Below are 20388 nucleotides of genomic sequence, written 5' to 3'. Positions count from 1 at the left end.
CTACAATTGTGTGCGAATTCAAGAAAAATTAAACCACCTATCCCCTAAAGAATTTAGGGAACAAGTGGTTTAGGTGTTTTGATTGGTGTCCCGTTTTCGGGGTTCACTTCATCATTAGGTGGTGTTTTCAATATTACATATAGAGATTTCACTTAACTTCTGTGTTTTTTCTATCTATGCATCGTTCTCCCCATGCGGTTAATTGATTTAATACATTCTGTAAAGACCACCCATAATCGGTTAGGGAGTATTCTACTCGAGGGGGAATTTCTTTATAAATTTCACGTGTAATCACACCATCTTCTTCCAGCTCGCGTAGTTGCTGCGTTAACATTCTCACAGAAATTTCAGGAATCAAACGTTGCAACTCACTCGTTCGCTTCGTCCCTTTCGTTAAGTGACATAAAATAACGACCTTCCACTTTCCCCCGATAATTTCTAAAGTTGCCTCTATCGGTATATTGTATTGTTTCACACGATCTCCCTCCTTTTTTCTAAATTTCTTCTCTATTGTTGCGTAAAAACAAATAATTTTCTATACGGCACATTTTAGTTCCTACAGCACAAAAAAGTACCTATATTACAAAAAAGTAATTATGCTGCGTAAAAATCTCCCTCTATACAAAAAGAAAAAACGAACGTATTCTCGTTCGTTTTTTCTTTCTTTATTCAGCTGCTGTTATAAGCATAGATGTGTTCCCATTCTTTTCAAGATGATTTTCTCCCCAGTTACAAAGAGTATCGAGTATAGAATCTAAAGAATGACCGTAATCAGTTAAAGAGTACTCTACTTTTGGTGGCACTTGGTTATACACTTTTCTCTCGATTACACCATCTTCTTCTAATTCACGTAATTGTTGCGTTAACATCTTTTGTGTAATACCAGACATTAATTGTTTTAATTCGCACGTTCTCTTTTTGTCTTTCTTTAAATGACAAAGGATAACTACTTTCCACTTTCCACCGATAACCTCTAAAGTTGCCTCTACAGGAATATTGTATGTTTTCATATAAAAATCTCCTTTAATAATTTTATAAGACAAATAAGCTAAAATATTTAAATATTACTTTTAAGTATCTATAGCACCTTAAAGTACGTACTTTTTACCCTGTTAAACATGTTTCATAATAGCATACGTAAACAGCAGATGAGTAGTACGGCACCAAAAAGTACCTGTATTACTTTTTAGTATCTATATCACTTTAAAGTACGTACTTTTCATTATGTAAAATACATTTCATAATAGCATTTGTAAGAGTTGAGTGAGTCATGCAGTGTTAGAAATTACCTGTTAGTACCTTTACTTTAAAGTGAGTATTTTTCTCATACATTTTGTCAGACGATAAAATGACATGTTTTCATTTTCACATCCATTCACAATGAATAAATATTTTTCAAATACATTTTAGGAGGATATCTATAATGAGTAAATTACTAAAAGAAAAAATCGGGTTTGGTACAGCACCACTAGGAAATATGTACCGTAATATCCCAGAGGAAGAAGCAATCGCTACAGTGGATGCTGCTTGGGAGAATGGCGTTCGTTACTTTGATACAGCTCCACTTTATGGATCTGGCTTAGCGGAAATCCGTCTTGGTGAAGCACTGTCAAAGAGAAATCGTGATGATTACTTTTTAAGCACCAAAGTAGGTCGAACGATTTCAGATGAACTAGAAGATCCATCTGCACGTGATTTAGGTGAAAAAGGCGGGCTTTTCGAATTTGGTCGCAAAAATAAAATGATCAATGATTATAGCGCAGACGCAACACTTCGTTCTATCGAGCAAAGTTTGAAACGTTTAAAAACAGATCGTCTAGACTTTGTTTTCATTCATGATTTAGCACAAGACTTTTATGGTGATGCGTGGATTTCACAATTTGGAATTGCTCGAACAGGAGCATTCCGTGCGCTAACACGTTTACGTGAAGAAGGAGTTATTAAGGGCTGGGGGCTTGGAGTAAACAAAGTAGAATCAATTGAACTTATGCTTGATTTAGAAGAAGCGAAACCAAATATATCCTTACTAGCTGGTCGCTATTCATTATTAGACCACGAACGTGCATTGCAACGAGTAATGCCTGCAGCTGTAAAGCATAATATGGATATTGTTGTTGGTGGCCCATATAGCTCAGGTATTCTTGCTGGCGGCGCTCACTTCGAATATCAAAAAGCATCGCCAGAAATTATTGCAAAAGTTGAGAAAATCAAAGCTCTTGCAGATCGTCACGAAATCAGCATCAAAGCTGCTGCACTACAATTTTCACTAGCCAATCCAGCAGTTGCTGCTGTTGTTCCTGGTGCAAGTAAACCGGAACGCATTGTAGAAGACCAAAATGCCTTAAACACAGTAATTCCAGCAGCATTCTGGGAAGAAATGCGCGAACAAAAATTAGTAGCACCTAATGCACCACTACCAATCAACGTAAAATAATAATATAACTTTAATCAGTGGGAGCATCCCCCACTAATTATTTACCCGTAAATACCGTGATGAAAAGGAGCGTAATGAATATGGCACATACTACTACATCTATGGAAATTTTTGCTTCACCTGAACAAGTATGGCAATTAATCGGAGGTTTCAACTCCCTTCCAGACTGGTTACCTTATATACCTAGCAGTAAATTAACTGAAGGCGGTCGTGTACGTCATCTAGCTAACCCAGATGGCGATACAATTATAGAACGATTAGAAGTATTCAATGATAAAGAGCGCTACTACACGTATTCAATCATGAATGCACCATTCCCAGTCACTAATTATTTATCTACAATCCAGGTTAAAGAAGGTACTGAAAGTAACACATCGTTAGTAGAGTGGTCTGGTACATTCACTCCTGTTGAGGCTAGTGATGAAGAGGCAATAAATCTGTTTCATGGTATTTACAGCGATGGACTGAAAGCATTACAGCAAGCATTTCTAGATTAATTCATGTAATTGATTGAGACGAAAAAGTAAATTAACAGTCAAATATTCGATTTTGTGGTTAAGTTCATTATGAAAGATAAACAAATACAAATTTCATGCACTCTTGTTAATCACACGAAATAAGAAATACTACCTCCAAATGGAAGGTAGTATTTTTTATTAATCAGGAAAAACAATTAATCCCTCTTCTTTTTCCTCCTGTTTTAAATCTTCTTCTGGAAAGGTTACAGTTGAATTTTTATCCCCTGTTCTTTTTGTTTCTTCACCTGGAAATACGAAAGTTGAATTTTCTTTTCCTTCATTTTTTTCTACGTTATCTGGAAATACCATAGGATCATTGGTAATCAAATCACTATGAAAACCAAGGTTAGACAAAATCGCTTTTAAATCTGGTAAAACCCCTATTTTATCAGATGATGGGTTATTAGTCTTTGTGCCTGTATTAGGATTACTTAAAATTGCTCTCAATTCTTTTGGTGTATATGCCTTACCTAAATGTTCTTTAGCAATCCCTTGAATCGATACAGCAGCCCCAGCAATTATAGGCGAAGCGCTAGAAGTACCACGGAAATTAGAAGTATAACGATTAATTATGTTCTGATCTGTAACTTTTTGTCCTTTACTATTTTGATTTTGATATGTATCTAATGTATCAACATACTCTCCCCAACCATATACATCAATTCTACTACCATAGTTAGAGAAAGCTAAACGTTTATGAGGAACTCTTGCAGTAGATGCTCCCACTATAATAGCTCCTGAATCTTTAAAGTCTTGACTATTTCGATTTAAAATCTGCTTACCATTACGGTCTTTAAATTCATCTAAATCAATCCCACCATTACCAGCTGCTTCTACAATAATAATGCCTTTATCTGTACCTTTGCGAATTGCATTAAATATACTCGGGTATACTTCTACTGGTAAAGGGTCATCTCCATATCCATCATATTTAAAGGATTCTTCTATTAATAAAACATCTCCAGCCTGTAAAGAATCTACGGCACTTAAAATAGCATCTCTTACATCAATTCTCCCATTATCTCGGATTACTGAAATTACTTTTGCCTTTGCTCTTGGTGCAATCCCAATGTTCCCAATCCCATTGTCAGCCGCAGAAACAGCCCCTAGAACTGAAGTACCGTGAGAAAGATTATTACTCATTTTTCCAGACATAAATTCAATATTTTGACCGACTAAATCTTCATGATTTAATAACCAGCCTTCTTCTAAATCTACAAAAGTTGCTCCCTGACCATTTCCTCCTTTAATTCCCCAAGCATAAGGAGCATTAATTCCTAAAGGTGCCTCTTCAAGATATCCCTGTCTTGAAAATCTAGGTTCATCATAAGGATTGACTGATAATACAGGCAATCTCGAGCCAGTTGTTGTGTTTATACTCTTATTAGAACGAACTTGTATTTTACTAGAATCATCATTAGCAGCATATACTGTATTTGTTACAAATGTCGTACCTATCCCAGCAAAAGTTGTAATTGCAAGTGATGATATCAACATACCTTTAAAATTTTTCATTTTTCCACCTCTATTTTTCTATTAGAAATAACATATTTAATAATGTGTATGAACCGAAAAACATTTTATTTTATTATAAAAATAAATAGATTTTTATAACTTTTTGATTTACATAAAAACTCCCTTCATTCTTGTAATTCAATATGTACATCTCAAAACAACAAACTCACTGCAACTATTATAGTTACACCTTTATTAATTTTCAACTACGAAATATAAATTTTTATTACTTTAAAACAGCACTAACCTTTTACCCACATAAAGTGAAACTTTAATCAGTGGTTTTTTTGTTCATCCCCCACTGATTATTAGCCCTCACCAATCGGGCATTTACGGGCAGTTAATGCGGGATAAAAATGCAAAATATCTGTCCAAATTACAGCAATCAATAAGTTTATGGACTACGAAAGAAATACGAAAAAGCAAAGCGATATCGCTTTGCTTTTTTTATAAAATCCCTTTTAACTTTTCACCAATTAACTTCGCTACATACTCATAACCTTCTGGCCCAAAGTGTAATCCATCTTTTTCATCATTTTCTACAAACCTTTTATAATTCAGTTCTTGAATCATTTCAGCATACAAATTTAGAAAATAGCTTCCTGTTTCTTTTGCCACTTCCTCTACCACGTCTGCATACTGACAGAGCACTTCATTTGTTCTATTATGCTGCCTCTCTTCATCAACTGGCGCAGGGCTAATAAGCAGCACTTTACCTGACGAAATATGGTTCACAATCTTCTCTAAATTTTCTTTGTATGCTTGTAATGACACTTGAGAAAAAGAAACTGCATCATTCGTACCAAGAAAAACTGTTACGAAATCTGGTTTATATGATATTACATCTTCTTCAATCCTATTTAACGCATCGAATGTATTATCACCTGGAACACCTGCATTCACTACTATCCAATTCGGAAACATCTCTTGCAAACGTGGTGTTAATCTCGGCATTCCATCAAAAAATGTTTCATCAGCTGTAATACTATCTCCAAAACATACTAACGTTTTCATTAAGCTACTCTCCTTTTACGTATGAAACAACTTTCCTTCTATTGCTTTTATATATCTGTCAGCAGAACGTTCAACTGCCTCATTTGCATTTTCTTTTACTACTCGATGAAAAGCGTTGTATAAACGATTAAACTGTAACGGCTTCACTCGATTCACCATTTCTTCCACTTTCCTCGCTGGTAGTGGAATTAAGTTTGGATAGCTGTACATGAAGCTTACCCACCGCTCATCTGCTACAACTTGAATAATATCACCTGTTAACAAAATCCCTTTTCCATCATTACCTTCTTCCCAATGCAATACAGAACCACCACTAAAATGTCCTCCAAGACGATGTACAGTAATCCCATCAGCTAATTGTAAAGACTCACCAGACCAATAAATAATACGACTACTCGGACGCATCACCCACTCTTTATCATCTTCATGTATATAAATTGGTACATCAAATGTCTCTGCCCATTCTACTTGCGTTGAATAATAATGAGGATGAGACAATGCAATCGCATCTAATCCGCCAAGCTCTTTTATTTTCGTAATTGTCGTTTCATCTAAATACGTAATACAGTCCCACAGTAAACGATATGACTCTGTTTTCACTACAAATGCCGTTTGACCGATCGCAAATCCTGGTTTTGTTGTAATACTATAAAGTCCATCTTCCTCTTCGATTATTTCATTTTTATATGTATCACCAATTTGTAAGCTTTCTAGTGTCGTCCAAGATTGTCCTTTTGGATTCACATATTGCCTCTCTTCATCACAAATATGACAACTCACCGGTTCTTCTACACTCGCTGCATACTGCACGCCACACGTTGTACAAACGTAATTTTTCATCATAATTCCCCCTATCCCTAAATTTTTATTAAGCTGCTTTTTTATGTTCAATTAATAAACTTATAAAAGTAAGTAAATAGACAAATGTAACCGATAATGGAATTACAGTAAATCCTTTTTCGCTTCTACAACATTCATCTCACCATCTCCCCTAAAAATATTTGTACTATAAAGTCACCTCAACCTCACCCATCCAATAACGCCAAGCTGCTAAATAATCTTCTAAATCTTTCGGGTGGTGCCGTAAACATGTATCTATACGCAAATATAATCCTATGACTATCTCTTCATATAAATCACGGTCATTTTTATGAAATACACATTGTTTCATCGCATAACCAATCGTTTCTTTTGTTAAATCTTCCGGAGTTGAACAGAACGCATAAATTAAATCATATATAGGATCTCCTAACACTGGTAAAGGATCAATTACACCGTGCAGTTTATTCTCTTGAAATATAAAATTATGAAATCCAAGATCACCATGCAATAAAAATGGCTGATTTATTCCAGTCCCCCTACTTGGACTATTTGCTAACTTAAAAACCGTTCTATACGCTTCCTCACTTATGTAACGTCTTACATTTTCATGAGCTTCCATCACATTTGTCGTTAAAAATTCATTCCAAGATTGAACTAGGTTTTCTTTCCATCCCCAGCCATCAATCTCTGTAGCTACTTCATACTCATTGATAACTTCTTTTACAAGTTTACAAAGAACACTCCGTTTATAGCCTAGTTTGCAAGAATTTGTGCCCTCAAGGAATGAGTAAACAATATAGCGATTTAAAGGTTCCTTATAAAAAAGCTTTGGAAATAATTCATCCTTTTTATAAAACTGAAGAAAATAAGCTTCTTCACGTATGACATCCGATTCATTCAACTTTACAACGTATTGTTCATCTAACAAATATATAGTACTTGTTGTTCCCCCGTTTAACACTTTTACACTATTTGGATAATGTGAAATCACTTTCTCCTTAACTAGTTGTGCAGTGATTATTGAAATATCCATTCTCTCACCCTTTAACTCCGAATATTCCCTTAATTCAAAAGACAACTTTACTATTATTTGACAAACATAAGGGAATTCCTCCTAAAAATCTTAATATAACAAAAGATAATTTTATTTCATTGCAACTGCGTCTTTCAATATTCCATCATATAGTTCATTCCATTGATGGTAATGCGATGTAATTTCTTCACTCCAAATGTTCTTCATTTAATCTAGTAATTTCTATTGAATTATCTCTTTCTTTTAACTTATGAGCCAAACTTTCTACACCAAACACTTCTGTAAACGTATGACTGCCTACAATTAAATTAATCCCTTTAAATTTCGCATGTTGCACTGTATATAATGTTTTTTCACCTGTTATGTACGTGTCACACCCTTTTTCTAATGCACGTTCAATCAAATTTGTATTGTTTCCTGCACCGGTTAAAATCGCAATCCGTTTTACTGGTTTATCGTGATTTCTCCAGCTCTTCACTTTCTCTTCCATTTTTTCTTCAAGTTTTCCAACTAAGTTTGAAAAAGGAATCGCTTCTTTATATTCTCCTATTCCCGGTAGTTCTTCTTCCTCATACGTGGAATATTCCAGTATTGTATCTATCCCAATTCCGTTAAATAACGATGTACATGTGCCAAACTTTACAAAATCTAACGGCAAATGAACCCAAAAATGATTCATTTCATATTGCTTCAATTTCTCAATACAAGCCTCTTCCATACCAAATAAAAAACTCCACGGCGCATGATGTGTAACTATCATATCGACTCCATTTCTATACGCTTCTTCAATAGTTTCTAACGTTAAATTTGTTGTGTAACCGATTTTGTGAAATTCATCTTTACTTATATGAGTAAAACCATATTCATCATCGCCGTATTTATGAAGATGCTCTCCAAATAGTGATGTTATATGTTCGTTAAACTTCTTTATATTCATTTTATTTCTCCTTTCATTTACTTTTATATTTCAAAAATAAGGAAATACTAAATAAAAACGTTACATACATATAGGAGGACACCATGAAACCTGAATTTTTAAAAGCTGTACATGATGCCATTGGAAACGTCGAACATATTCATATAGAAGAAAGCGGTGCTGACAGCTTACTTATCCATCATGATGATGCACAGCAATTACAACAAGTCGCTAAAACGCTAGAAAATAACAATTTTCGCTCTGCTTTAAGAACAACCGGAGATGCTTCGTATATTGAAGTGTTGAACAGATAATGAAAGTCCGGATGTATGCCGGGCTTTCTTTTTTATATTAAAACTTCAAACTCTTTCACATACACCGCTGTTCCAGCAATATCTATTTGTAACTTTTCGTTTTCTATCCCTTTCGTTACATAAACAGTGACACGGCCATCTTTATTTATTTCCTGTCCTTGCTCAACGATTAAACCCAATTCATGTTCAAAATCTTTCTCTAAATACTCCGCATAATACGCTCCCATTACACCTGAAGCTGTTCCTGTCACTGGATCTTCAATCGTCCCAGCATAAGCTGACGAGAAATGACGGCCATGCATTTGTGCTAGTTCATCATAAGTTTCTAGACAAATTGGGTGAATAGAAGCATTAGGTATTTCTTTTAATACCGATGGAAATGCAGCATTATTAGGTTTCATTCTCTCACACGCATCTAGATTTTTAATCGGCACAATTACAGTCCAGTTTCCTGTACTTCCATATACTATCGGTAAACTTACATCTAAATCATTTACTTCTAAACCAATACTATGAGCTAATTCTTCTTTTGAACCTGCAAAATCTTTAAACTGAGGTGCTGTCTGCCTCATTTTAATAAAGGTTTCTCCATTTTCATTTACACCTATTTGTATCGGTAAAATCCCTGCCTTCGTTTCAATCCTAAGGTTACTTTTCTCTTCTAATAAACCTTTTTCGCGCAAGGCATATATCGTCCCTACTGTCCCATGACCACATAAATCCATTTCAAAACCAGGTGTAAAATAGCGCATTCTTATATCTCCTACTTCTGAGGAAAGAACAAAAGTTGTTTCGTTATATCCAACTTTTTCAGCAATAATTTGCATTTCCTCTTCCGTTAATCCATCTGCTTCTAATACAATACCTGCTGGATTTCCCTTATTTGGTTTATTCGTAAATGCGTCGTAATGAAATACGTTTATAGTCTTCATTTTCTTTCCCCTTATTTGTCCATTTCTTTATTTTTATAATCAATAAGAAAATTGATCTAACCAACTTTCATAATCATCATTTTGGAACGGACGGATCATCAGTCTCTCTGTCTCTACCTGTAATAGCGGTAGCTTCATTTATATCTCTTCCCTCAATTATTTTTCGAATATTCTTTATTATCTTACACAAAATACAAAATCTAGTAAATCATTATGTTTTTGATACATAAAAACCCAGTCATGCCTTATACATAACTGGGTTCTCCATCGTTTTATAATTTTCTATTTCACAAGAACCGCATCTCGTAATTCCCTCTTCAACACTTTTCCTAAAGCGTTTTTCGGTAACTCGTCTATGAATAATACTTCTGGTATTTTATAACTTGCTAACTTCTCCTTACAATACTGAATAATACTTTCTTCTGTTAATGTTGTTTCGCCATCCTTCACAATGTAAGCTCTCGGAACCTCTCCCCAAAAGTCATCTGGAACTCCAACTACTGCAACTTCTAAAACACCATGTATTTCATGAATAACATCTTCTACTTGATCTGGATATACGTTGTCACCACCGCGTATAATAACGTCTTTATATCTTCCCATAATATGCAGGAATCCATCATCATCTATCATGCCAGCATCGCCCATGTTAAACCAGTTATCTTTTACTACCTTCTTTGTCGCCTTTTCATTATTCCAATACCCTTTAAACATGTATGGACTTTTCACATGAATCTCTCCAACTTCATTTGTTGTTAGTTCATGTCCTGTTTCCGGATGAACAATTTTCACCTCTACATTTTTCAAGGTCTTTCCTACAGAAGACATCTTTTCTTTTCCCATCATTGGATGCCATGAGGTTACAACCCAACCTTCTGTACTACCATAACCTTGCACCATATATATTCCTTTTTCCATATATTTTTGAATGAGTGTTTCTGGCACTTTTGTACCACCGCTTTGTGCTACTTTAAAGGTTGAAATATTACGTTCTTTTTTATTTAATTCATCAAGCATGTAACTATAAACAGCAGGGAACGCAAGCATCGTAGTAATTTTCTCTTCTTCAATCTTATCCCAAATAAGAGTAGGATTCGAATCAGCTAAGAAAATCATCGTAACGCCATGATAAATACAATTTAAAATAGAAAGCACGCCACTCATATGGAACAATGGATGCACAGATAAAAAGCGTTCACCTGCTGGGATTTCTCTTTGTCCCGCAATTTCAGCAAAATAGTGATGTAAGTTTTTATGTCCAATTACACATGCTTTCGCCTGTCCAGTCGTTCCTGAAGTAAATAAGTAAATGGCGTCGTCTTCTTCATGAACTTCTACGTTCGGTTCTGTCGTTGGCTGTTTTTGCAGCTCTAATTCAAATGAACCAAAACCTTCTTTTGTCGTTTGAATTACATAAGTAATTTCTTTAACAGCATCAACATTTAATAACACTTCACTAAATTCTTCATCAATAACTAACACTTTTAATTTCGCTTCTTTTACAATCGTTTCTAATTCATATACAGTAAGCTGATGATTTAGCGGAATAAATACCGCTCCAATTTTTAAACTTGCCATCATAACGCTTGGAAATGGGTGATTATTTTTGCATAGTATTCCTATACGATCTCCTCTTTGCACACCATTATGTAACAAATAATGTGCAAGCTGATTTACTCGTTCATTATATTGCTGAAACGAATATCTTTTCTTCCCTCCTACAAGCGCTTCCAAATTTGGTGACTGCATTGCTCTCTTTTGTAATAATTGTCGCATCGTTCTCAAGTAAAACTCCCCTTTATATATGTTAGGTTTTTTATTTTACCAGATTAACTATTAATTTACTAAAGATTACACTTAGTGAATATAAGAAGAATATAAAATAGCCATTTACTTCACAAGTAAATGGCTATTTTTCATTATATATTAGAATACTTCTTGTTCATTACATATTGCACATACTCAGGTGCACTTTTATCAATCTCTTCATCACTTAGTTTATATTCTGCACCATATAAATAAAAGGAAGGTATAAATTCCATACCTGTATATAGGCATGTAGCTTGGAATGGTTTCGTCAACTCATCCATTGTAATCCCACTATTTTCATAGTCTTTTTCTAATCCACCTATAGAAATAGCTACACCAAATTCTTTCCCCTTCACTTTATCTCCTTGTGATCCGTACGCAAATCCATATGTTAATACATCATCGAACCATTTTTTTAATAATGGTGGTGTGCTGTACCAGTAAAGCGGAAATTGAAATATATATCTGTCATGTTCTACTAATAACTTTTGCTCTTCTTCAATATTAAACTCCCAATTAGGTGCCACCTTATATAATTCATGCACCGTAATTTCATCTGAATGTTTCTCAAGTTCTTCTATCCATCTTTTATTAATTTTTGATTTTTCAATATGAGGGTGTGCTACAATTACAAGTGTTCTCATCATTTTCCAGCCCCTTTATAAATTAATCAATCCTTTACGTATTAGTATGAATGAGTTACATATAATTGAAAAGTACGTACTTTCAGGTACTATAGGAACCTTGAAGTACCTTTGGAGGTGTTATATGAATCAAAATGATAATTGCCCAATTGCAACAACACTCGATGTAATCGGTGGAAAATGGAAAGTTCATATTTTATGTATTTTGTCGGATGGAAAAATGCGAACAAATGAAATTAAACGAGAAATCCCAAACATTACACAAAAGGTTCTTACACAACAACTTCGGCAACTTGAAGCTGATGGGATTATCTATCGTACCGTATATCAAGAAGTACCACCAAAGGTTGAGTACACCATAAGTGAATACGGAAAATCTTTAATGCAAATAATGAATGATCTGTTTGAATGGGGAAAAGATCATCAGATTAAAAGATTACATGACTAAAAAAGCACTATATACTTTGTTTAATCCTCAACGTTCATATTTTTTATTTCTATAAAGTTTATTTTCATCATTTTTTAGCTAACTTGTTTTCTTAGATTGATGGACGTGACCCCACATCCATCAATCTAAAAAGATACAATTAGAAAAATGAGATTTCTATAAAATTTCGCATATAAACACTACTTCCGCCTCGTTAAGCGCTCGCTCTACTTTTTCTAATCTCAATTGTACGTAAGCTATAAAGAAGCACCCCTAAACCGAGAATTTTTTCATTATTAGATGCATTAGAACCTAAGGTAATAGTAGGTACATTTAAACCCATAAACCTTCCACTCCATTCTATAGGCATATAAAAAGATACTCCTTAAAAATAAAAAACGCTATTCTCTCTGTAAAATCATAGAAAAGAATAGCGTTTTTTATTTTGAAATAGAAGTCATTATTTAAACTAAACATGCTAATATTGATTTTGTACGATTGTCAGTTACCTCATAATAAATTTCTAATCCTTTCCGAGTACCTGTAACCATTTTAGCAGCTTTTAGTTTAGATAAATGTTGACTAATTGTACTTTGAGGCATTTGTAAATCCCCATACATTGTTGTTACATTAGTAGGACCTTTTGCAAGCATTATTTTTACTAAAGATAGACGAACTGGATGCGCCAATACCTTTAACACCTCAGCGATTTCTTGAAACATTTCTTTTTTTTCTTTCATCTTATTTCTCCCCTTTTATATACATATTTATGTTATCCATATATATAATTCGAAGGTATATGCGTTTTTGTGTCCGTCATTTTAAAAAAATATAAAAAAACTTTAATCCGAAACTAAAGGATTAGCTTAACATACTGTCTCACTATTCATAATGAATAGGAATCTCGTTATAGAAGGAGCAGTTTTTATGCTACAACTCTACATTCAACTAACTAAAACTAATGAAAAAAAGAGCAGATAGTCCGCTCTTTTATGATGCCTCCTTATGTTCCGTGGAATGTTTAACACTCCCCAGTCTCTTTAGCTTATTCCACCCTACCGCTACTCCTCGAAGCGATGAGAATATAGATTTAATGACAACATAAGTCATAAATTGACGATAAATAAAACGTTGTAAAATTAACCATACTAATGGTTTCGGATTTTCTTCCTCTAATTTAAATGCGAACAGAGAAGCGAAAAGATCCATTAAAAAGAATACAAAATAAAATCCTAAAACTTTTAGCGGATTACTACTAAATAGTCCTATAATCATTAATATATCTGCAAAAGGAGCAATGAATTGCAGAACATATTGGAATAACCACATGTTAGGCAGTGCAATAAACCCTAACGTTTTATGTTTTGAATTACACAACGCTTTTCGATGTTTCCAAAGACATTGAAGTGTACCATATGACCAACGATATCGCTGTTTAATGAGACTTTTCACATCCTCAGGTGATTCCGTAAAAGCATGCGCTTTTTCTTCATATACAATTCTATGCCCTTGACGTAAAAATGTAATAGTAAGATCGGTATCTTCTGCTAATGTATCTTCGCTTAAATATCCAGATTCAACTACATTCTTCTTGCGCCACGCCCCAATAGCTCCTGGAACGACTGTAATACAATTTAACTCATCAAAAGCTCTACGTTCTAAATTAAACCCTGTAATATACTCAACATGTTGCCAAGTAGTTAACAAATTCCGTCTATTCCCCACTTTGACATTACCTGAAACTGCAGCTACATTCTGATCTTCAAAGTGTCTAACCATTAAAGAAATAGCGTCTTGCGCAATAATAGTATCCGCATCTAAAGTGACAATGATTTCTCCTCGCGATTGTTGAAACCCTAGGTTCATTGCCGATGATTTCCCGCCATTTTCTTTCTGAATGAAACGAACTTTAGGGTGTTTATAAAATGTTTCTTTCATTACTTTTGACGTACCATCTGTCGATCCGTCATCCACAACAATAACTTCAAATTCTCTATAATTACTATTCAAAATTGAGTGAATCGTCTTGGCTATCACCTTTTCTTCATTATATGCCGCTATGACAACACTAACAAAAGGTTGATAAGACGAATTAATATAGCGAGATAACGTTTTTCTTTTCTGCTTCCATGCAAAATAAATTAAGAATAAAAATCGAAAAATCCCTAATCCAATAGCAATATAAAAAATAGTAGTTAATATATGCTTAAAATATCCAGCTCCTGAAAAGACAGCTTTATTGTAAAGTAAATATTGCTTCCCCTCAGAAGAAACAGGAGGCATAATTTCATCTCGTTCTTTATTCATTAAATCTGAAATTGTTACAAAACTATATCCATGCTTTTTTAGGTCTTTAATAATGATTGGGAGCGCCTCTACTGTATGTGTACGATTCCCTCCCGCATCATGGAGAAGAATAATATTTCCCTCTCCCTTATAAATGGGATTAAGAGCACGCTTTACTAATTCATTTGTTGATGGTGTTGCCCAGTCTTCGGGATCAACTTTTTCCGCTACCATTGTATAGTTCATATTTTGTGCACGTAAAATAGGCAATATTTCATTTGATGAATCTGGGTTAGCATCCGCTTCATATGGCGGTCTAAATAAAACCGTAGAATGTCCAGTTACTTCCTGAATTAAACGTTGCGTCGTATTAAGTTCTACTTTCGTTCGTAGTAAAGACGTATCAGCTATGTTAGGATGCTTGAAAGTATGATTGCCAATTTCATGCCCTTCATCGTATATTCTTTTTACAATACTAGTATTTAGTTGTGCGTTTTCACCAAGTACAAAAAAAGCAGCTTTTATTTGATTCTCTTTTAATATATCTAAAATTTCTGGCGTATATTTCGGGTCTGGTCCATCATCAAATGTTAATACTACTTGTTTCCCATTTGGTTTTCCATATCGTTGCACTTCATATGCAGATGGTAAGGATTGATATACTTCATCTGTAAGGTAACCATCTTTGCCTACTTTAAAATCTCTCAATCCATTTTTTCTTTCATTCTCAATCTGTAAAATTTCACCTTGTCCAGAATAATTTACTTCATCTAAACTATTGATTTTATGTAATACATTAGGATTTTTTTGTGCCTCAATCGGATTTTTTAAAACTTTCCATATTGTAGGGTCTTCTGCTCCTAGTCTCCATAACGCAAATCCCTTTGCATTATTGTCCATTGCGATTTTCACTTGATTATAAAGAGTTACACCGTCTAAGAACCAAGCAGTATGTTCTTTCCCTTCTGTTTTATACCTAAAATAAGGGTTTCCACTCATTTTATCCCATTGAATTTTCATATTTGAATCATGAGCCATTGCCATAACTTCTGAGAAAGTTAAAGACTTAGCAGCTTCTTTACTATTTACTTGCCAATCATATCCATAGTTACCGAAAGCAACTACAAGCTTATTAGACGGAATATTCAGTTCTTTCAATGTATGTTGGAACCACTTATTTGAAGCAATTGGTCCTGGTTCCCCGGCTCCATAGTGCTCATCGTACATCATTACAATCATTCGATCTATTATTTTTGCTAACGCACTATAATCAAAAGCCTTATCATTAGCTGGAACATCTTGTGTAACGAGCAAATCATGTTGATGAAATTCCGTAGTAAGTTCTTTCATAAAATTTGTTAAGTTTTCTCTATCACTTTCAGGTACGGCCTCAAAGTCAATATTAATTCCTGAAAAATGATTCTTTTTAACTTGGCTTACTAAATCATTAATAAACTTTGTCTTTACATCATTTGAGGAATTCAGTAACTTATGAATTAGCCCACTATCAGGACCAAAAGCTTCCTCAGTATAGTTAGTAAGCAAAGGCATAATCTTCACTTGATTTTTTTCTGCCAACTTTACTATCTCAGGTTTGATCTCACTTCTAATCGTTAAATCTGCTTTTAAATGATACCACTCTGGTACTAACGTAGTTAAGGAATCGATATTTTCTTTTAAAGAAGCGGTACTATTTTCATCCCAGTTTACATAAAAACCATACACTTCTTTAGGTTGTTTACTATCCTTCGGCGGATTCACCAAATTTTTATTATCCTTCGTTTCGGTATTTGGTTTAAATTCTTCCTTCTTTAACTGCTGATCACTAAGTTTTTGATTAATTGGTACAAGTTTAGTATCTTGTTGTACAGCGGTATTCATATTTGGAATTTCTGGTGTTGAAAAAATACTTTGAAAGAAAAAATAAAATACAACACCTACACTAACTATTGAGATACATAGAAACCAAATAAAGGCTATGTTTCTCCTTCCTTTCGGATCATAAAAAACAGGTTTTTCTTTATCTTTCTCTTGTTGAATGTTTTTCTCCATTATATTTTTCACATACTCCTTCTTAATAGAACTATAAAATAATAAAGTGCAACTCTAATCAGCCCTCACCAATTGGGCATTTACAAGCAGCCCAACTCCCACCTAACTTCTTTGCTCCAGCCAAATTTTGAGATGGGAGTTTTACTGCCCACAATAGCGAGAGAAATCCTTTTAGCTTTGAAATGAATCTCTCACTTCCATATTCTATTGATTCTTCTTTTCATTCCCTTGCTGGTGGCCTCTATTTTCTTGTTGAGACCCCCTACCATTATTCCCTTGCTCGTTTCCACCATTTTCTTTCTGGGATCCTCTTCCATTGTTCCCTTGCTGATTCCCATTATTTCCTTGTTGAGGATCTCTTCCATTGTTCTCTTGCTGATTCCCATTATTCCCTTGTTGAGACCCTCTTCCGTTGTTACCTTGCTCGTTCCCATTATTTCCCTGTTGTGATCCTCTTCCGTTGTTCCCTTGACCATTTCCATTATTCCCTTGTTGTGATCCTCTTCCGTTGTTCCCTTGCCCATTTCCATTATTCCCTTGTTGTGATCCTCTTCCGTTGTTCCCTTGCCCATTTCCATTATTTCCTTGTTGTGATTCTCTTCCGTTGTTCCCTTGCTGATTCCCATTATTTCCTTGTTGAGATTCTCTACTGTTATTCTCCTGTTGATTCCCTCTATTTTCTTGCTGAGATCCTCTTCCATTGTTTTCTTTTATTTGCTTCGATGGCTGTCCCTCTGTTTTCTTTTGTTCTTTCTGCTCTTGCTTTTCATATTTTTTTTCTTTTACAGGAGATAAATCCATTGATGCATCAGGAGATGACTCCGGCTGTGATTGCACCTCTTCTTCATTTTCCACCGGATTAGGCGGCGTGGCAGGAGGAGTAAGCGATTTGTTTTTCTCATTCTCTTGCTTTATATAGACACCTGTGCCAATTCCAGCTTTTCTAGCATTCTCTCGTACTTGCATCGTGCTACTTTGATATTCAACTGTAATATGTTTTAACTCATATTCTTTCTTCAATTCTTTCATTGCCTTTTCTAACTGTGGTTCTAGCGCCTTGTCCTTTGCAACTGCTGTTAGCATAACTTGCTTATCATTCGTTAAATACTTATCCTCTTGACTTTGCTTTATAATAGTACGTATTACTTCTTGTAATTGTTTATTTTCCCATTGCTTCAATTCTTTTAAAATACGCCTTCCATCATCATTACAAGCCTGTAAATCTATAACACGAAAATCCTTCGTTACGCTCACCTCTAAACTTGGATTTATATCAACTGAGACGTAAGCAAATACTTTTTCTTCTGGTTGGTTGTAGAAAAACAGCACTGCAAATAGAAAACAAGCAACAAGTATTAATGCAGGTTTTAAAAAGGAAGGGATCGAAAAATGCGATGCTTTTTGTTCTTGCTCATCAAATGAGATTTCCTCCCCAATCATGCAAGAATCCCCTTTTCTTTTACACGTAATAAACTCTCCATTTGGTGTTAAAACAACTACGCTATGCTTTTTTATATCCATCACAATTCCTTTATTCATCATGCTTTTCCCCTCTTATGTAATCCAGAATATATGTATAGTTGTTTGCAAAAATAATACACATTGCAATAATGTATTTTCTATGTCGTTCCAACGTTTTACGACTTACCCTAACACGCGGTTCAATATGTTTAAGCGGTAACTTTTTCTTTCGGAACAGCTCTTCCATCATTTCCTCTTCTTTTATAATAATTTTTACAATTTCTATTAAGTGCTCACGCGTATCACGATGCTTAGGAGATTCTTTAGCAAGCTCTGAGAATGTGATTTTAAACTCAGCTAGCACACTTTGAAAATGAAGAATTTCCTCCTTACGGTTACTATTTTCCATCTCTTTCATATACTCTGTAAGCGACACTTGCATTTCTAACATTTCCTCTTGCTCATCTTCTTTTAAAAAGACAAAGTTATGTTTAGACTCCTTACGTATATAGTCAATTACATCTCTTTTTATAAGAAGATCAGCAAACGCTAAAAAGGATTTTCCTTTTGTATAGGAATACTGTTCAATTGCTTCGTTAAACGCAAACAATCCAATGCTATATTCATCATCCTGTTCTGTAATATACCGGCGGCAGACAGATGAGATTGATTTTCTAATAAAAGGCTGATACTGTACGATAAACGCTTCTTTATCTTCTTCGTTGTTTTGTATGTTACATACGATATCTTCTATTTTCGGTTTTCTTAAGATCTTCATTACTAAACTCAACACTTGTAATCTCCCAGCCTCCTTCAAATAGCAAAATGGCCACTACAAAAGTGACCATTTAACCAGATTTTCTTGGTACTTTTCTTCGGTCTTGTTTTCTTGCTGTTAGTTATATTTTTCAAGCCTAACTTTTTCCAACGTTTTCTTAATGATTTTCCTTTTCTCTCGGCACTACAGTTAGGTTTGTATTTTTATCTACTTTCTTATTTTCTACCGTTCGTTTTGCTTATTCTTTTTCTATTTTATCTGCAATCCTTGAATAACTCTCCTCTATACCATTGGTAATTTCATCCTTTTATTTCGGATGCCCACCTAATCTAGTAATTTTATTAATGCTTCTATATTCTTTCATAGTCATTTTTCTTCTATTTATTTTCTTCACTATACATATTCGGAGGAATACATAGTTTTATGGGGGTCAAAAAATATTTTTATAAAAAAATACATATTTATTTCAAAAATAAAAACCACCAATTTGAAAAAGGATAATCAAATTGGTGGTTTTCTTATAATATCTATTAAATTAAGTTGGATTCTCATTATATCTAAAAAAGTACTAGCTATCCTCTGCCGCTTTTCTCCATTTTTATCTTTCTTGGTTATCATAATATGTCTTATCTGCGTATTTTCTATCATTTCCTTTTAGATAAGCTAAAATTACTTTTGGATTTTTAAGTAAAGTCCAGTCTCCATATGTATCAAATCTTCTGCATGAAGTTATCATTCCATTTTTAATAGTACCGAATTTCTTATTATTTTTCTTTCCCCACTCTTTTAAACGTTTAGCGAAATCTGCATCTTCTGCCATAAGCATGTTTTCATTAAATCCGTTGATTGCCATAAAGTCTTTTCTATAGCACCAAAAAATCCCTACAGATATAGCTCCGTACTTAAAAAGTAAGGGGATTATGATTAACATTGCGGAGAGAAATATTCCTAAAGATATTCTTTCAAACTTACCATTCACCCCACCACCAATGTATGTACCTGAAGCTAAATATTTATCCACATTAAACAACATAGACTCTGTCATTATGGTATCAGCGTCTATAGTAACGATTATTTCTCCACTAGCTATTTTAGCCCCTGCATTTCGAATTTTAGATAAGTTTTTATCGTTATTTTTCAATGTAATACAATTATAAGATTTTGCTATTTCCTCTGTTTTATCTGTACAACGATTTAAAACAACTATAACTTCCGTTTGCTCTTTATATGCCTCTGATGCCTTTGCAATTGAATCTAAACATTTTCTAATGTACTTTTCTTCATTATGCGCAGGAATTATAATAGAAAACTTCACATCTTTTTTCAAATTAACTCCTGAAGATTCGTTTGTCTCAGTCATAATATTCCCCCCTTATTTTATAAGGTAAATATCTACTATACATAAATTATATTAATATTTATTAGGTTATATT

At 34.1% G+C, this 20388-nt stretch carries 21 protein-coding genes and 2 pseudogenes; 5 read left to right on the top strand and 18 right to left on the bottom strand.

Going from position 1 to position 20388, the window contains the following annotated elements:
* Positions 1 to 73: IS3 family transposase (locus ACTFSL_RS11050; protein ID WP_326245104.1), on the top strand; the 73-nt coding region annotated here is incomplete at its 5' end.
* A 75-nt stretch (positions 74 to 148) separates the two neighbouring features.
* On the opposite strand, the gene ACTFSL_RS11045 is transcribed toward ACTFSL_RS11050, so the two are convergent.
* Together ACTFSL_RS11045 and ACTFSL_RS11040 are read right to left on the bottom strand one after the other, a co-directional pair.
* Positions 149 to 475, bottom strand: a complete 327-nt coding sequence (locus ACTFSL_RS11045; protein WP_000816339.1) for a winged helix-turn-helix transcriptional regulator — start codon at positions 473 to 475, stop codon at positions 149 to 151.
* 190 nt (positions 476 to 665) lie between these two features.
* Positions 666 to 1010 carry a winged helix-turn-helix transcriptional regulator gene (locus ACTFSL_RS11040; RefSeq protein WP_000860820.1) on the bottom strand — a complete coding sequence of 115 codons (345 nt, stop codon included), beginning with the start codon at positions 1008 to 1010 and terminating at the stop codon, positions 666 to 668.
* 413 nt (positions 1011 to 1423) lie between these two features.
* Between ACTFSL_RS11040 and ACTFSL_RS11035 the strand changes: the two genes are divergently transcribed.
* Positions 1424 to 2434, top strand: a complete 1011-nt coding sequence (locus tag ACTFSL_RS11035) for an aldo/keto reductase (RefSeq protein ID WP_400154758.1) — start codon at positions 1424 to 1426, stop codon at positions 2432 to 2434.
* 80 nt (positions 2435 to 2514) lie between these two features.
* Complete coding sequence (locus ACTFSL_RS11030) at positions 2515 to 2931, top strand: SRPBCC family protein (protein WP_088338869.1); 417 nt, start codon at positions 2515 to 2517, stop codon at positions 2929 to 2931.
* Between the two features lie 159 nt (positions 2932 to 3090).
* On the opposite strand, the gene ACTFSL_RS11025 is transcribed toward ACTFSL_RS11030, so the two are convergent.
* From ACTFSL_RS11025 to ACTFSL_RS11000, 6 genes and pseudogenes are all read right to left on the bottom strand, one after another.
* On the bottom strand, positions 3091 to 4467 hold the full coding sequence (locus ACTFSL_RS11025) for a S8 family peptidase (protein ID WP_440041725.1): 1377 nt from the start codon (positions 4465 to 4467) through the stop codon (positions 3091 to 3093).
* Positions 4468 to 4914: 447 nt separating this feature from the next.
* Entirely contained in the window at positions 4915 to 5481 is a 567-nt protein-coding gene (locus ACTFSL_RS11020) for an SGNH/GDSL hydrolase family protein (protein ID WP_000855206.1), read from the bottom strand.
* 15 nt (positions 5482 to 5496) lie between these two features.
* Positions 5497 to 6324 (bottom strand): MBL fold metallo-hydrolase, encoded by an 828-nt coding sequence (locus tag ACTFSL_RS11015; protein WP_033689015.1) that lies wholly within the window; start codon positions 6322 to 6324, stop codon positions 5497 to 5499.
* Between the two features lie 25 nt (positions 6325 to 6349).
* Positions 6350 to 6445, bottom strand: a pseudogene (locus tag ACTFSL_RS11010) (DUF7010 family protein); the annotation flags it as partial.
* A 42-nt stretch (positions 6446 to 6487) separates the two neighbouring features.
* Positions 6488 to 7336, bottom strand: a complete 849-nt coding sequence (locus ACTFSL_RS11005; RefSeq protein WP_088338872.1) for a phosphotransferase — start codon at positions 7334 to 7336, stop codon at positions 6488 to 6490.
* Positions 7337 to 7523: 187 nt separating this feature from the next.
* Positions 7524 to 8273, bottom strand: a complete 750-nt coding sequence (locus ACTFSL_RS11000) for a Nif3-like dinuclear metal center hexameric protein (protein WP_440041723.1) — start codon at positions 8271 to 8273, stop codon at positions 7524 to 7526.
* An 83-nt stretch (positions 8274 to 8356) separates the two neighbouring features.
* On the opposite strand from ACTFSL_RS11000, the gene ACTFSL_RS10995 reads away from it, so the two are divergent.
* Positions 8357 to 8566, top strand: a complete 210-nt coding sequence (locus tag ACTFSL_RS10995) for a hypothetical protein (RefSeq protein WP_000801653.1) — start codon at positions 8357 to 8359, stop codon at positions 8564 to 8566.
* 32 nt (positions 8567 to 8598) lie between these two features.
* Here ACTFSL_RS10995 and ACTFSL_RS10990 read toward each other — a convergent pair whose 3' ends face one another.
* The 4 genes and pseudogenes from ACTFSL_RS10990 to ACTFSL_RS10975 form a co-directional block, all read right to left on the bottom strand.
* Positions 8599 to 9498, bottom strand: a complete 900-nt coding sequence (locus ACTFSL_RS10990; protein ID WP_440041722.1) for a PhzF family phenazine biosynthesis isomerase — start codon at positions 9496 to 9498, stop codon at positions 8599 to 8601.
* Between the two features lie 45 nt (positions 9499 to 9543).
* Positions 9544 to 9636, bottom strand: a pseudogene (locus ACTFSL_RS10985) (GNAT family N-acetyltransferase); the annotation flags it as partial.
* Positions 9637 to 9780: 144 nt separating this feature from the next.
* On the bottom strand, positions 9781 to 11274 hold the full coding sequence (locus ACTFSL_RS10980) for a class I adenylate-forming enzyme family protein (RefSeq protein ID WP_440041730.1): 1494 nt from the start codon (positions 11272 to 11274) through the stop codon (positions 9781 to 9783).
* 143 nt (positions 11275 to 11417) lie between these two features.
* On the bottom strand, positions 11418 to 11951 hold the full coding sequence (locus ACTFSL_RS10975; protein WP_025921899.1) for an NAD(P)H-dependent oxidoreductase: 534 nt from the start codon (positions 11949 to 11951) through the stop codon (positions 11418 to 11420).
* A gap of 124 nt (positions 11952 to 12075) precedes the next feature.
* Here ACTFSL_RS10975 and ACTFSL_RS10970 point away from each other — a divergent pair, with 124 nt between their 5' ends.
* The gene (locus tag ACTFSL_RS10970; RefSeq protein ID WP_001072980.1) at positions 12076 to 12399 is read left to right on the top strand and encodes a winged helix-turn-helix transcriptional regulator; all 324 of its coding nucleotides are present in this window, start codon (positions 12076 to 12078) and stop codon (positions 12397 to 12399) included.
* 193 nt (positions 12400 to 12592) lie between these two features.
* Here ACTFSL_RS10970 and ACTFSL_RS10965 read toward each other — a convergent pair whose 3' ends face one another.
* The 6 genes from ACTFSL_RS10965 to ACTFSL_RS10940 form a co-directional block, all read right to left on the bottom strand.
* Positions 12593 to 12748 (bottom strand): hypothetical protein, encoded by a 156-nt coding sequence (locus ACTFSL_RS10965; protein ID WP_440041720.1) that lies wholly within the window; start codon positions 12746 to 12748, stop codon positions 12593 to 12595.
* A 94-nt stretch (positions 12749 to 12842) separates the two neighbouring features.
* The gene (locus ACTFSL_RS10960; protein WP_000660066.1) at positions 12843 to 13118 is read right to left on the bottom strand and encodes an ArsR/SmtB family transcription factor; all 276 of its coding nucleotides are present in this window, start codon (positions 13116 to 13118) and stop codon (positions 12843 to 12845) included.
* Between the two features lie 250 nt (positions 13119 to 13368).
* Positions 13369 to 16716 carry a glycosyltransferase gene (locus tag ACTFSL_RS10955; protein WP_440041727.1) on the bottom strand — a complete coding sequence of 1116 codons (3348 nt, stop codon included), beginning with the start codon at positions 16714 to 16716 and terminating at the stop codon, positions 13369 to 13371.
* A 204-nt stretch (positions 16717 to 16920) separates the two neighbouring features.
* Entirely contained in the window at positions 16921 to 18258 is a 1338-nt protein-coding gene (locus ACTFSL_RS10950; protein WP_431819155.1) for an anti-sigma factor domain-containing protein, read from the bottom strand.
* On the bottom strand, positions 18248 to 18970 hold the full coding sequence (gene sigI, locus ACTFSL_RS10945) for an RNA polymerase sigma factor SigI (protein ID WP_002082432.1): 723 nt from the start codon (positions 18968 to 18970) through the stop codon (positions 18248 to 18250). Before sigI ends, ACTFSL_RS10950 begins: the two co-directional genes overlap by 11 nt.
* 583 nt (positions 18971 to 19553) lie before the next feature.
* Positions 19554 to 20315: a glycosyltransferase gene (locus tag ACTFSL_RS10940; protein ID WP_086692925.1), complete on the bottom strand. Its 762-nt coding sequence runs from the start codon at positions 20313 to 20315 to the stop codon at positions 19554 to 19556.
* Between the last annotated feature and the right edge of the window lie 73 nt (positions 20316 to 20388).

The organism is Bacillus cereus group sp. MYBK108-1 (assembly GCF_051917185.1).
Taxonomy (GTDB): domain Bacteria; phylum Bacillota; class Bacilli; order Bacillales; family Bacillaceae_G; genus Bacillus_A; species Bacillus_A cereus.
This window is presented reverse-complemented; position numbering and strand designations above follow the sequence as displayed.